This window comes from Yersinia frederiksenii ATCC 33641, assembly GCF_000754805.1.
GTDB lineage: Bacteria > Pseudomonadota > Gammaproteobacteria > Enterobacterales > Enterobacteriaceae > Yersinia > Yersinia frederiksenii.
The window spans coordinates 2634953-2649495 of sequence record NZ_KN150731.1 but is presented as its reverse complement, the minus strand read 5'-3'; the positions used below and the strand labels follow the sequence as shown (position 1 = coordinate 2649495).

Here is a 14543-nt window from a genome sequence, read left to right as displayed (position 1 = left end):
ACATCTCTATTTGTTACCGGTATCATGATACCGGTAACATGGTAAAATACGGAACCATAGCGAACGGTAAAATTCCCATTCTGAGATAGAGATCAAAATTATGGCAGGACGTAGCATTATCGTGATGGGTGTATCAGGTAGTGGTAAAACCACGGTGGGAGAAGCTGTGGCCCGGCGAATCCATGCCAAATTTATTGATGGTGATGATCTGCATCCCCGCGCCAATATTCAGAAGATGGGTAGTGGGCATCCGCTAAATGATGAGGACCGTATGCCGTGGCTAGAGCGCCTGAGTGATGCGGCTTATAGCCTGAACCATAAGAATGAGACCGGTATTATTGTCTGTTCGGCACTGAAACGCCGCTACCGTGACCGTCTGCGGGAAGGTAATCCGGAAATGGTGTTTTTATATCTGAAAGGCAGCTTTGACGTGATTATGGGAAGGCTAAAAGCTCGCTCCGGTCATTTCATGCCTACCGATCTATTGAAAAGCCAGTTTGAAGCTCTCGAAGAGCCGGGACTAGAAGAGCCGGATGTTATCTGTGTAGATATTGATGCAGATATCGATGAAGTGGTCGCGCGGTGTGTTTTGGCATTGAGTAAGTAATATTCATTTGGTGAACATTTGTTTCCCACAGCCTGATATGTTGATCGATAAAGAGTGGATGCCCGCACTCTTTATCGATTAAGGCATCGGAGGTGAAGTAACCGCTAATCTCATATCAACCGAACGGATCACTCAGGCACTAACTCCAGGTAAATCACTTCATTAAATACGCCCGCACGCCATCTAAAAACATCTGCGTTGATAACATCACCAAAATTAACCCCATCAGCCGTTCTAATGCGCTGACACCTTTACTGCCAAGCAAGCGCAGGAACAGATTCGACATCAATAAAATGGCGGCGGATAAACCCCAGGCAATCATCAATGCCAGCACTAAGTGGCTGAGCTGATTAGGATACTGATGCGACAGCAGCATCAGGGTTGCCAGAATCGAGGGGCCAGCGACTAATGGAATAGCCAACGGAACCAAGAATGGCTCTTCTCCTGCCGATAGCCCGGTAACATTACTTTCAGGAGAGGGGAAAATCATCTTAATCGCGATTAAGAACAAAATGATACCGCCCGATATCGACACGGTTTCAGTCCGCAGATTGAGGAATGCCAGAATCTTTTCCCCGGCGAACAGGAAAATTAGCATCAATATTAGGGCAATCAGCAACTCACGGATCAATACTACCCGTCGCCGTTTAGGTTCCAGATGCTTGAGCACCGACATAAAAATCGGCAAGTTTCCTAACGGGTCCATAATCAAAAACAGCAACACTGTTGCCGCGATCATCTCTGTCATTTTTACCTCAAAAGGGTCTAAACGACTGGCGTTTCCGGCCAGTCAAAGTCACATATTAGGAAGATTGCTTTGAATCATTCTGGTATCGAATAATTTAACTTGCCACTTTGTCCATATTTTGTAAGGTGGTATCAGGTCTGTATTCGTCAGCTTGCCGTAGATAACGTGCAGCGATGCAAGATAGACATCCATTAATCGGTGTCACCTTCCAAGGCAGGACAGTAAACATGAAAAACGTTGGTTTTATCGGCTGGCGCGGTATGGTCGGCTCAGTTCTCATGCAGCGCATGATTGAAGAACGCGACTTTGACGGCATCCGCCCGGTCTTTTTCTCTACCTCTCAGCATGGTCAAGCTGCACCAGCTTTCACGGGCCAGCAAGGCACATTACAAGATGCTTATGATATTGATGCGCTGAGTGCATTAGATATTATCATCACTTGCCAAGGGGGAGATTATACCAACGAAATTTATCCAAAGCTGCGAGAAACTGGCTGGCAAGGTTACTGGATTGACGCAGCATCTTCTCTGCGTATGCGGGATGACGCGATTATTATTCTGGACCCAGTTAACCACAGCGTTATTCAGCAGGGGCTGGATCAAGGTATCAAGACCTTTGCCGGTGGTAATTGTACTGTCAGCCTGATGCTGATGTCATTGGGCGGTTTGTTTGCCAATGACCTGGTTGAGTGGGCATCTGTTGCGACTTATCAAGCTGCATCCGGCGGTGGCGCACGCCATATGCGTGAGTTACTGACTCAAATGGGCATGCTGCATGCTGGTGTGGCTAAAGAGTTGCAAGACCCTGCTTCTGCCATTCTGGATATCGAACGTAAAGTGACGGCGGCGACTCGCAGTAGCTCGTTACCGACGGACAATTTTGGTGTGCCACTGGCTGGCAGCTTGATCCCATGGATCGACAAGGCGCTGGATAACGGCCAGAGCCGTGAAGAATGGAAAGGTCAGGCCGAGACTAATAAAATTCTGAATACCGGCTCGGTGATCCCGGTTGATGGCCTGTGTGTCCGTATCGGCGCACTGCGTTGTCATAGCCAGGCTTTCACGCTGAAACTGAAAAAAGACGTACCATTGCCAGAAATCGAGCAATTACTGGCAACTCACAATGACTGGGTTCGTGTTATTCCAAATGACCGCGAGCTGAGCATGCGTGAACTGACGCCAGCGGCAGTCACCGGAACCTTGAATACCCCTGTAGGCCGCTTGCGTAAGCTGAATATGGGGCCAGAATATCTCTCCGCCTTTACCGTGGGTGACCAGTTGCTGTGGGGCGCGGCAGAACCACTGCGCCGTATGCTGCGGATACTAATGTAATCAGTTATCCAAACAGTGATGATAAAGCTTTGATCTTATGGTCAGGGCTTTTTTTATTTCAAAATTTCCATTTTTAATGTAATTATATTTTTTCAATAAATATCAATTTCTTTTCTGGATAATAATAGAATTATATTTTTCATTACATATGAAATATATATTTGTGAAATAATTTAATTAATTAAATCTAGGATGAAGTTTCCTTAAAGGCTTTGACAAATTTAATCCGAATGGTTAATTTTAAGTCTATGGTGAAAACAATCATTAAGATTAGCGGTATAATTATAATAGGCAATATAAATGAAAAAGGTTGGGGTGTTTGTTTATAACTCAAGCCCAATGCTGGGAAGAGCTCTTTTTACGCCGATTATATTTGGGTGGTGTAAAGAAGATAAGTATGTAAAAAAATAAATGATGACTTAGAAAAGAAAAGAATAAACTGCAATGTAATACTTGATCCATCAGAATCTAATATAGAGGAATTAAAAAGGATATCTGATTTTATCATTTGCACTCCAGGTTTACAAAAGCAATTCTATCTTGGAGAATATGATAAAAGAAACGTTATCTATCTTACTACACTAGAATATAGTTGTAATGACACCGATAGAGTTATTAGATTTATTGGTTTACTTAAATAATTTAATAAATAATGGAGAATATATCTATGAGGAAACCTAAAGATTTACTGCGTGAAATTAAAGATGAAGTAATTCTAGCTCAAATATCTGGTGGGAGTAGTGATTACAATCCGGGGCCGAGTATGACTTGGGGCGGGGTAATGGATGCTGTTCGCTCCTGTTCATGGCCTGGTGGGTTCTATGGCGATCCAAATCCAAGCTATACGGGGGGTGGGTTTAGTACACAGAGATAACTTTTAAAGTAAGGCATAATACTATTTAAATTAGAATTATGCCTGCAATATATCTGGTATGTACATATGAGTGATATTAATTATTTTAATTCAAACTATCTTATTAGGCTTAAGGATTTCATTTTAAATTCCATTGCTGAAAGTGATAAAATAAATTTATTAAATAATTGGTTGGATAAGGTTTCATTTATTTTAGAAATTGACCCAAGATTGAATTGTTTTGTTGTCATGGATAATACATTTCATGATATATATCTTGATAAGATACTAAATGATATTTTAGTTTTATTCGAACGAATATATCAAGTATCCTTGCCTACTATATCTGCAGTTATTATCGTTAAAGATGAAGAGCGATGTATTTACCGTTGCATTGAGAGTATTTTGGATTATGTCGACGAGATTGTGATTGTAGATACAGGGTCTACTGATAGTACTATGGATATAATTAATAGTATTGTTAGCGATAAGATAAAAACCTATAGTACTCCTTGGGAGAATGATTTCTCTCATGCCCGCAATTTTGCAAAAAGAAAAGCAAAAAAAGATTGGCTTATGTTTATTGATGCTGACGAGTATTTAGATGGAAAGGGAGATTATAATGAAGTAAAGGAAATATTATTAATTTTACAGTTTTTATCTATAAAAAATGAAATGGTTATATGCCCTTTTATTTCTAACCACAATGGTTATAATGTCACAACAGTTAGACGATTTTTTTTGAACAATACAGATATAAACTATTTTGGACTGGTTCATGAAGAGCCAAGAATTAATAACACAAAGCCATACTATATTTCTGTTAATATTACTTTTATTCATGATGGTTACATGCATGAAATTGTAAAAAACAAAAGAAAAACAGATAGGAATTTATCTCTTTTGAGTAAAATGATGTTACTGGAGCCAAATAATTTAAGATGGAAATATTTTTACTATCGAGATGGAATTGAAGTCATAGATTTATTAAATGCTGAAGTAGGAATAAAATCTTCACTTATATTAAATGAGCAATATGATTTTTCAAAAAGCAATATTAGAGAAGATGAATTCACTTTCGCATTGTTAGATCTTCTTGCTAAGAATAATTTGAGACAAAGTAAGTTTGATGATGTAGATATTATAACAGACATTATGAATTGTTTTCTTCCTGAAAATAGTAACTCATATTATTATAAGTGTCTAATTAACATTGTTGAATTAAAATCAAAGTATAAAGAGTTATTAGATAAAACTATACTATATAGAGAGCGAAACATTGATCCACAATATTGAATGATACATAGTGAAGGGTATCATATAGATGCACTTATTTCTATTCTTCTGTTTGATAATAATTATATCAGTCAAGCTGCAAAATATTTTGATTTTTTGAACTCTATAAACTTCAATAGTGATATATTGAATGAATATAAGAGTAAAATAAAACAAATAAAATCATTGTGATTTACTGTTTATTGGGTTGCATCATGCTATGCATTCTCATTTAGTCTGATAGGATGTTCATATGAATAATTATGTGATTGTTATTGCATGCTTGAATATTGTGATGAAAATCCTATTTTATACATTTTTTTATATGACAATACTGTATTTATCAAGTTTTATACTTGATGGTAGATTGCCAGAAGTTGGGAATAAGATATATATTTCTATTTTTCTTGCTGCTATTTGTACTTTCATTCCATTTTTTGATGGTATGAAGAAGTTTATAGATGCTTATTTAAGGATAAGAAAAAAATAACATTAATTACATGTAATTGATGTATCTCAATAAAAGGAGTTGTAATATGAGAAGATTATCAGCATTAGAAACTGAACATGTCAGTGGTGGTAATTCAGGAAGGGAGTTAGCTCAGAGTTCAGGTGCACTAGCCGGAACAGTCATAGGAGGCCGGCTTGGAGGGCCAGCAGGTGCTGCAGGAGGTGCATCTCTTGGTAGTTTGGCCGGAGGCAAAGCTTATGATGGTGTCTCTCACGTCATTAATTCAGCACCTCAAATTACTATTCCGTCCGTGAGCTATGATCCCGCCACATTGGGTCGGCCTGCTTACTTGAGTGGTCCTGATAATTATTATATTTGCCGGATGACGGGAGGAATAAGTTGTAGTCGATAAATAGCTATTAGGGATGAAATCAATACATCATATTTAGATATTTGGGTTTCCCGATGCTTAATATGGTGTTTTTTTATTAATGGTTTAGGTTTTTTTTAATGAAATCCTAATAGGATAGTGTATGTTTAGGCAGGAAGCCTTTGATTATCAGCAAACAAAATGGATAGGTAAAGCATTACTTATCTCTGGTATCCCAGCATGGATTGTTGCAGTGATATCATTCCTAATTATTTTTATTTTTGTTCATTTTATTATACTGGGAAGTTATACTCGAAGAGTCAATGTTCATGGTGAGATTACAACAATCCCCCGACCAATTAATATCTTCTCTTCTCAGCAAGGGTTTATTACTAAAAGTTTGGTTAATGTCGGCGATGAAGTCATAAAAGGACAGGCGATTTACCACATTGACATCAGTAAGGTGACATGTTCTGGGATTGTAAGTCAAAATAACCAGCAAGCAATTAAACAACAACTGGTTCAGGTTCAGAGTATTATCCGAAATTTACAGAGTAATAAACATGTTACTCTGAGTAATATGTCAGTACAGAAAAATAAATATGAAGCTGTTTATCAGCAATCGGCTCAATTGGTCAAAGATAGCCAAAGAAACGTTGAGTCTATGCGTAAAACAGTGAATAGTTATGGTGAGTATCTACGTAAAGGATTTATCACTAAAGAACAAGTCAATAATCAAACCTATGCTTATTATCAGCAGCAAATAGCCTCTCACAGCTTATATAACCAAAATATGCAAGAAACACTACAGATTATTAATTTAGAAAGTGAAATGGTCACCCGTGCTGCTGATTTTGATAACCAGATTTCACAATATGAATTGCAATATGGCAATTTACAAAGGCAATTATCTGAAACTGATGCCACAGGAATATTAGTGATTAATGCACCAGTTGATGGACGAATAGAATCACTTAGCGTAACAACTGGGCAAATGGTCAATGTGGGGGACAGTTTGGCACAATTAATACCTGGTTCTGATGCTCTGTATTATTTAGTACTTTGGCTACCTAATGGAGCTATACCTTATATTTCTGCTGGCGATCGAGTTAATGTGCGCTACGATGCTTTTCCTTTCGAAAAATTTGGTCAGTTCTCCGGCCGCATTGAAACACTTTCTACTGTACCCGCTTCAATTCAAGAGATGTCCAGTTACAACAGTACCCCACCTCGTCATTCAGGGGGGGGTGCTGAATCTTACTATAAAATATTGGTTGTCCTGGATAAAACTCAACTCCTCTACCAAGAAAAAATACTGCGCCTTACGGGAGGCATGAAAGCACAATCGACCCTTTTCCTCGAAAAACGATCTCTCTATCAATGGATGTTTTCGCCTTTCTATAACATGGAAAAAAGCCTGGTGGAACCTGTTCATGAATAACGATCTTTTTACCTTTCTTGTTAGTAAACTGAATTTGACTTGGAGGAAAAAGGTTCCGCAGATTATACAAACTGAATCATCTGAATGTGGTCTGGCAAGTCTGGCAATGGTATTTCACTATTTTGGTCTGAATATTGATTTGTTCAATTTACGGCAGCAATTCGGAGCTTCAGCTCGTGGGGCGACACTTAATACTTTAATAGAGATTGCTAGCTCAGTTAAATTTCAAACTCGTGCTTTATCGCTTGATATTGATGAACTCTCTGCACTTAAAACTCCCAGTATTCTGCATTGGGATCTTAATCACTTTGTGGTACTCGTTGCCGTTCGGCGTAATCGTATTATTATTCACGATCCAGCCATGGGGCGTAGAGTTATTGGTATGCATGAGTTATCTCAGCATTTTACCGGCATAGCATTGGAGTTATGGCCTGATAATGATTTCACCTCGATTGATAAACAAAGTCGGTTACAGTTACGCCATTTATTTTCCAATATTAATGGGTTAATAGCAGCGTTAACTAAAATATTCTGTCTCTCAATAATTATTGAAGCGGTTAGTTTACTGATACCGGTAGGCACTCAATTGGTTTTAGATCATGTGATTCAAGCCAGTGATCATCACTTATTGGCGCTAATTTGTACTGGCTTACTGTTTTTTATTGTGTTCCGAACTGCCGTAGCAATGTTGCGTTCATGGACAATTATCGTGATGGACTCACTGATAGATGTACAGTGGAAAGTGGGTATGTTTGATCATTTGATGAAGCTCCCTCTGGTCTATTTCGAAAAGCGCAAGTTAGGAGATATTCAATCACGTTTTGGTTCACTTGATACTATTCGGACTACTTTTACGACCAGTATTGTAAATAGCATTATCGACGGCATTATGTCCATTGGCGTGCTTATTATGATGCTGCTGTATGGTGGTTGGCTGGTTTGGGTCGTGCTGGGGTTCACTGTTATTTATATTATCGTGCGTCTGGTTACCTATAGCCACTACCGACAAGCCTCCGAAGCATTACTGGTCAAGGGGGCGAAAGCTAGCTCGCATTTTATGGAGACGCTGTATGGCATTGGTACACTGAAAGCATTAGGGCTGTTAAAAACCCGCTCTCAATTTTGGTTGAACCTGAATATAGATACGACCAATGCAGGTATCCGAATCACCCGGCTGGATATGCTATTTGGTGGGATAAATGCTTTTATTGCTGCCTGCGATCAGGTCATTATCCTTTGGCTGGGTGCATCATTAGTTATCGATAATCAGATGACTTTAGGGATGTTTATTGCATTCAACGCTTACCGTGGCCAGTTCTCTGAGCGCACCAGTAGCTTGATTAATATGGTGCTGCAACTGCGCATGCTTAGCCTGCATAATGAGAGGGTGGCTGATATCGTGCTGTCTAAGCCGGAAAAAGAAATGCCTTTTCAGCTATTATTTCCTCCGAATACAGCAGTGACTTTTGCGGCTCGTAACTTGAGTTACCAATATGACAATATATCTAAACCTATAATTAACAATATAAATCTTGATATTAAATCAGGGAGAGTGTGGCAATTATTGGGCCGTCTGGTGTTGGGAAAACCACGTTAATGAGATTAATGAGCGGATTATTAGAACCAAGTGCGGGCAATGTGTTAGTCAATGGGCTGGATATCCATGTTATTGGTATCAATAATTATCGCCGATGCATTGCTTGTATATTACAAGATGACCGGCTATTTGCCGGCTCTATTGCAGAGAATATTGCGAGTTTTGACGCCTCAATTGATCGTGAATTAATCATTAATTGTGCCCGCCAATGCAATATTCATGATGACATCATGCAGATGCCAATGAGATATGAAACGTTATTAGGTGAATTGGGAGGAAGTTTATCAGGAGGGCAAAAACAGCGTTTATTGATTGCTCGCGCTTTGTATCGGCGTCCCGGTATTTTGTTTATGGATGAAGCAACCAGTCATTTAGATTTAGAAAATGAAGCTTATATTAATAAAAATATTGCTGGGTTAGCGATAACCAGAGTGATCATCGCGCATCGGCCTTCCACTATTGCTTCGGCAGATCGTGTTATTAGATTGACTAAACACCATTAATAAATGGTGTTTAGTCACTATTTCTGACCTATATTTTGAATTCACTCGCTACTGCTCATCTCATCTTAATAATTCGTCAGTTGAGAGAATAAAGGGTTCTACAGCAACTGACTGATATTCAGCTCTTCCATCAAACGATGATTATCTGAATAGTCCACTGGGATGGCGATGACAGCGGGGCCTTGCACATCCATCGCCAGATGTAATTTATGGGTGAGTTCATCGGCGGACTCCACGGCAAAACCGGCTGCGCCAAAGGATTCTGCATACATTTTAAAATCGATGGGGCCAAAGCTGACTCCAGATGGCCGGTGATATTTCTTCTGCTCTTGAATTTCCACCATGTTGTAGCCGTTATCGACCCAAATGATATGTAGCAGATTACTTTTCAGGCGTACCGCGGTCTCCAGCTCCATGCTTGATTGCATAAAGCCCCCATCCCCAGAGACAGAAACCACTTTTTGCTGTGGATTGACCAGTGCCGCTGCAATGGCCCAGGGCAGCGCAACTCCCATAGTCTGTTGACCATTGGACATCAAAATTTGACGGCTACGGAAGCTGTAAAGATAGCGGGCAATCCAGATATGAAAACTCCCCATATCGACACAAAGAGTGACGTCGCTGTTGACGATATCCTGCATAGCTCGCACCAGACGCAGGGGATGGATAGCAAAGCCGCTCATATGGTCGGCCCGGTTAGCCAAATCTCGCCGTTGACGTGTGCGATCGGCCAGTATCATTTGGGTTTGTGAGGTCAAAATTATCGGGCCGTTTATCAGCTCATTGAGGGCATCTACCGTGGCGGCGATATCGCCCAGCAGCTCTTTTTCTGGCTGATAAGCGGCGTCTATCTCGGCAGGTAAAATATCCATATGTATCAAGGTGGCATGACCGTTATTCCACAGTGCGGGGTCGTATTCCACCGGGCTGTAACCGATGGTCATAATCAAATCGGCTTGCTGTAGCAGCTTATCGCCTGCCTGATTATTAAATAATCCTACCCGACCGGCAAAGTGGTCGAAATGTGCTTGATCAACCACGCCGGCTGCTTGATAGGTACTGGTTACCGGTATTTTACTGTGGCGAAGTAGGCGGCGTATGGCTTGTGCATTTGCTGGCTGACTCGCCATCAATCCAAGTAGCAAAATAGGGTTTTTAGCTTGATTGAGTAAATTAGCGGCAGCAATAATTTCATCACGTGGTGCACTACCACTTTGCGGGCATATTTGACGAATCAGCGCATGGCTGGTGATGGGTTTATTGAGAATATCTTGCGGCAAGCTAACAAAGGCGGCCCCTGGTCTACCAAATTCAGCGGTTCTAAAGGCATTGCCCAGCACTTCAGAGAGTGCGGCAGAGGCGGTGACTTCGGCACTAAACTTAGTGACCGGGCGGAAAATACTCACGGTATCCATACTTTGGTGGGTTATTTTCAGGCTATCGGCTCGCTTTACTGCCCCACCTAATGCGACCACTGGATCACCCTCAGAGGTGGCGGTGGCCAGCCCTGTCACCAGATTGGCACAGCCTGGGCCGGAGGTGACCAGCGCGACACCGGCTTTACCGGTCAGACGACCCACTGCACCAGCCATAAAGGCAGCATTGGCTTCATGACGTACTACGATGGTATTGATGCTGGAATCTTCCAGTGAATCAAATACTCGATCGATTTTAGCGCCTGGGATACCAAAGACCTGCTTTACACCTTGCTGCTCTAAATGATTAACCACCAGATCAGCACCACATTTCCAGGCCAGAATATTGGGTTCACTCTTCATGATTTTATGTCCTTTGTATTGTCGGCTTAACCCTAAGCTATTGTTTATTGAGTAATGACAGCCTGTTAGCTCTCTACGGCGCGGATGGCGTTATTGAGATTCAAAGGGGAAAGGTTGGCTTGGAGAAAATCAGGTTCTTGCGGCAGGTCGATAACCAATTTGGTGATGGTGCCAAATGTCAGAGTGCCGTTTTCCAATTGGAAATCCAGTACATGGCCGCCGCCATTGCGGTCATCGGTAATAAAATGTTCGTGATAGCCGGCCACGTTGATACCTTGAACGTAGTTCGGGCTACGAAAACCAATAATGGTGCCATTGCGGTGCTCAAACTTAAATGTGGGCTGCTGCGCTATAGCTTCAAGCATGGGTTTATAAGGGCGCTGCTGGCAGGGAACGGTGCGGGTTTCAACATGGCTAAACGTGCCATCGACACGCAATGCACAAAACAGATTATCTGATTCGGCGACGTCATTAATCACGCGATGAAGTTGTTTGCGACTCATTTTATGTTCGAAATTGCGTGTTTCTGTCGGCTGGAAAAAGGTCATTACAGCAAACGGTGTTTTCTGCTCTGGCTGTGCCGCGCGGGCGCTCCCATCAGATCGTAATTGATAAATTTTGCTGTTTAATGCAACCAGCTCCCCATCAAGATTGTTAAATGTTCCTAATCCAAAGTCGCCATGCTTAAGCAACTCGGCCATGGTGATATCTCCCTCATAAACACCACTAATTAGCGCGCTCATGAGTGAGGTTTGATAGATAATGCACTCAGGATGCTTCTCTTTATACGCAATAAAGCTTTCTGCAACCTCTTGAGTACATGAGCAATGTGGTGTGATTGATTGAGGCATATTCTTCTCCGCTTACCCATAACATAAATTATATTTATATATAAGGTTGACGCTGAAAGAACATAAGTACCAATATAGGTATCTCACTTTCTTGATATCAAAAATATATGGAATTACGTTATCTTCGATATTTTGCTGCAGTGGCTTCTGCTCGGCACTTTACTCGGGCGGCTGAAAAATTGGGTATTTCTCAGCCGCCACTGAGTCAGCAAATTCAAAAATTGGAACGAGAGATAGGGGCACCGCTACTGCGCCGGTTAGCGCGTGGTGTCGAACTGACCGACGCGGGGAAAGCTTTCTATGCGGATGCCTGCCATATATTGACTCTCACGGACGAAGCGATAGAGCGGGCAAAAAGTATTGCACGAGGAGAAACAGGTAAGTTGCGGGTGGGTTTTGCCAGTTCGACCGCTTTTCAGCCTTTGGTACTGCAGTTGCTTCATGCTTATCGGGATCAATATCCGGAGGTGATATTGTCGCCCAGTGAAGAGACGATGCCAGTGCTAATGAATGATTTGCATAATGAGCACATTGATGTGGCCTTTATCCGCCAACCCTGCGGTGCCAGTAATGAATTTACCTGTAAGGTGCTGGTGGAGGAAGATATGCTGGTGGTACTGCCACATAACCATCCGTTACAGGATTGCCCAGTCATAAACTTGCAAGCGTTACAGCATGAAAAATTAATTATTTTCCCGCGAGAAGTTGGCCCCGGATTGTTTGATGCCATCATCAGTGCCTGTTATCGCGCAGGATTTCAGCCTACTTTGGGGCAGCAATCGCCTCAGATGGTCTCGGCCATCGGGATGGTTGCTGCAGGATTTGGTTTTACTCTCGTCCCTCGTTCCCTGACGGCGATTCAGGCCAATAATGTGACTTATCATGAGATTGACGACAGCCTGTTAAAAACCAAAATTACGTTGGCATGGCGGCGACATGAACGGTCAGCTACGGTGCTTAATATGGTGAATATTACCCGCCGTGACCCGCCGAACCCTTGAGTGTCAACTCTCATTGGCAGTGATAAATGGCAATTTAATGATGATGCGGGTGAATTCCTCGGCCTTACTTATCACCGTCACGCCATATTCGTTGCCGTAGCGCACTTTAATTCGCCTATCGACCAGATTTATGCCCAGCCCATCGCCATTAGGGCGTGGCTGATATAACCCAGCGTTGTCCTCAACCTCCAGCACCAGCACATTGTCATCCAGCTTGCCATGCAATGTAATTTGCCCATTGCTGAACATCTGCGATATGCCGTGTTTTATGGCATTCTCGACAACCGGCTGAAGGGAGAATGCCGGTAACCGCGCATCCATTAACTCATCCGGTAATGAAATTTCAACACTCAGACGATCAGCAAAACGCGCCTTTTCTATTTCCAGATAAGCATTTACATGCTCAATCTCATCACTCAGCGTGACCACGTCGTGGCTGCGTTTGAGGTTTTTACGGAAAAATGTCGACAGAGAAAGCACCAGTTTACGGGCATGATCTGGGTTGCGCCGGATCACCACGGATAGCGTATTCAGTGCATTAAACAGGAAGTGGGGATTAACCTGCGCGTGGAGTAATTTGATTTCAGACTGTGCCAGCAGCTGCTTTTGTTGCTCGAACTCACCGGCCAAAATCTGGGCCGACAGCAGGTGAGCAATACCTTCACCCAATGTGCGGTTAATACTGGAGAACAATTTACTTTTTGGCTCATACAGTTTGATGCTACCAATCACCCGATGCTCTTCACCACGTAAGGGAATAACCAAGGTAGAACCTAGCTTACAAGTGGGTGAAATTGAGCAGGTATAGGGCACGGCATTGCCGTCGGCGTAGACCACTTGATTGAGTTCAATCGCTCGGTGGGTGTGGTCTGAGGTAATTGCGCCGCCCACCAGATGGTGGTCAGAACCGGTACCGATAAAGGCGAGCAGTTTCTCGCGGTCAGTAATGGCGACGGCGCCAACGCCCAGTTCCTCATACAAGATACGCGCCACTCGCATACTGTTTTTTTGGTCAAAACCGTGGCGAAGTAGCCCCTCCGCTCGTGCGGCAATTTGTAATGCTTTGGCCGAAAATGCGGTGGTATATTTTTCAAAAATAGCCCTGCGATCCAATAAGATGCGCATAAACATGGCGGCACCGATGGTGTTGGTGATCATCATCGGCAAGGCAATGTTTTCTACCAGCTCTACCGCCTCGGTGAAGGGGCGGGCAACGGCTAGGATAATCAGCATTTGCAGGACTTCAGCCACCAAGGTAATTCCTGCGACAACTAGTGGTTGGAACAACAGGTCGAGGCGATTTCTACGTATCAAATAGCTGTGGAGAAACCCGCCCAATAGCCCTTCAGCTACGGTAGATAACATACAGGCGGTGGCCGTCATCCCACCCATTGAATAGCGATGTAACCCGCCAGTTAGCCCCACGAGAAATCCGACCGATGGCCCCCCCAGCACGCCGCCCAACACGGCACCGATAGCGCGGGTGTTAGCAATGGAGTCTTCAATGTGTAAACCAAAGTAGGTACCCATGATACAAAACATGGAAAACGTGAGGTAGCACACCAGTTTATGGGGCAACCTAATGGTAACCTGCATCAAGGGGATAAAAAGCGGTGTTTTACTCAGCAGATAGGCAATAACCAGATACACACACATCTGTTGTAAAAGGGAAAAAATCAGTTCGACCTGGCTAATGCCCATGTTGATAACCACCCGTGCCCATTCTTGCCGCTATTG

General features: G+C 42.5%; 11 protein-coding genes and 1 pseudogene. 8 read left to right on the top strand and 4 right to left on the bottom strand.

All coding sequences use genetic code 11. From position 1 onward, the window contains the following. Positions 1 to 100 precede the first annotated feature (100 nt). Entirely contained in the window at positions 101 to 607 is a 507-nt protein-coding gene (locus DJ58_RS09960; RefSeq protein WP_004709423.1) for a gluconokinase, read from the top strand. 154 nt (positions 608 to 761) lie between these two features. On the opposite strand, the gene DJ58_RS09965 is transcribed toward DJ58_RS09960, so the two are convergent. Then, the gene (locus DJ58_RS09965; protein ID WP_032911111.1) at positions 762 to 1355 is read right to left on the bottom strand and encodes a YhgN family NAAT transporter; all 594 of its coding nucleotides are present in this window, start codon (positions 1353 to 1355) and stop codon (positions 762 to 764) included. Positions 1356 to 1582: 227 nt separating this feature from the next. On the opposite strand from DJ58_RS09965, the gene asd reads away from it, so the two are divergent. The 6 genes and pseudogenes from asd (at position 1583) to DJ58_RS0121830 (ending at position 9176) form a co-directional block, all read left to right on the top strand. Continuing rightward, positions 1583 to 2686, top strand: coding sequence for an aspartate-semialdehyde dehydrogenase (gene asd / locus DJ58_RS09970; RefSeq protein ID WP_032913246.1), 1104 nt, complete (start codon positions 1583 to 1585; stop codon positions 2684 to 2686). 667 nt (positions 2687 to 3353) lie between these two features. Further along, positions 3354 to 3560 carry a hypothetical protein gene (locus DJ58_RS09975; RefSeq protein WP_032911109.1) on the top strand — a complete coding sequence of 69 codons (207 nt, stop codon included), beginning with the start codon at positions 3354 to 3356 and terminating at the stop codon, positions 3558 to 3560. 66 nt (positions 3561 to 3626) lie between these two features. Beyond that, positions 3627 to 4835, top strand: a complete 1209-nt coding sequence (locus DJ58_RS09980) for a glycosyltransferase family 2 protein (RefSeq protein ID WP_004709418.1) — start codon at positions 3627 to 3629, stop codon at positions 4833 to 4835. A gap of 232 nt (positions 4836 to 5067) precedes the next feature. Then, on the top strand, positions 5068 to 5304 hold the full coding sequence (locus DJ58_RS09985; protein ID WP_032911108.1) for a hypothetical protein: 237 nt from the start codon (positions 5068 to 5070) through the stop codon (positions 5302 to 5304). A 494-nt stretch (positions 5305 to 5798) separates the two neighbouring features. Further along, on the top strand, positions 5799 to 7076 hold the full coding sequence (locus DJ58_RS09990) for an HlyD family secretion protein (protein ID WP_004709416.1): 1278 nt from the start codon (positions 5799 to 5801) through the stop codon (positions 7074 to 7076). Next, positions 7069 to 9176 (top strand): annotated as a pseudogene (locus tag DJ58_RS0121830) (peptidase domain-containing ABC transporter). Before DJ58_RS09990 ends, DJ58_RS0121830 begins: the two are co-directional and overlap by 8 nt. A 98-nt stretch (positions 9177 to 9274) precedes the next feature. On the opposite strand, the gene alsS reads toward DJ58_RS0121830, so the two are convergent. Both alsS and budA read right to left on the bottom strand, forming a co-directional pair. Next, a complete protein-coding gene (gene alsS / locus DJ58_RS09995) occupies positions 9275 to 10954 on the bottom strand; it encodes an acetolactate synthase AlsS (protein ID WP_004709410.1) in 1680 nt (559 codons plus the stop codon). Positions 10955 to 11019: 65 nt separating this feature from the next. After that, the gene (budA, locus tag DJ58_RS10000; RefSeq protein WP_004709407.1) at positions 11020 to 11805 is read right to left on the bottom strand and encodes an acetolactate decarboxylase; all 786 of its coding nucleotides are present in this window, start codon (positions 11803 to 11805) and stop codon (positions 11020 to 11022) included. A gap of 107 nt (positions 11806 to 11912) precedes the next feature. Here budA and DJ58_RS10005 point away from each other — a divergent pair, with 107 nt between their 5' ends. After that, on the top strand, positions 11913 to 12806 hold the full coding sequence (locus DJ58_RS10005; RefSeq protein WP_004709406.1) for a LysR family transcriptional regulator: 894 nt from the start codon (positions 11913 to 11915) through the stop codon (positions 12804 to 12806). A gap of 3 nt (positions 12807 to 12809) precedes the next feature. Here DJ58_RS10005 and DJ58_RS10010 read toward each other — a convergent pair whose 3' ends face one another. After that, complete coding sequence (locus tag DJ58_RS10010) at positions 12810 to 14507, bottom strand: sensor histidine kinase (protein ID WP_032911104.1); 1698 nt, start codon at positions 14505 to 14507, stop codon at positions 12810 to 12812. Positions 14508 to 14543 lie beyond the last annotated feature (36 nt).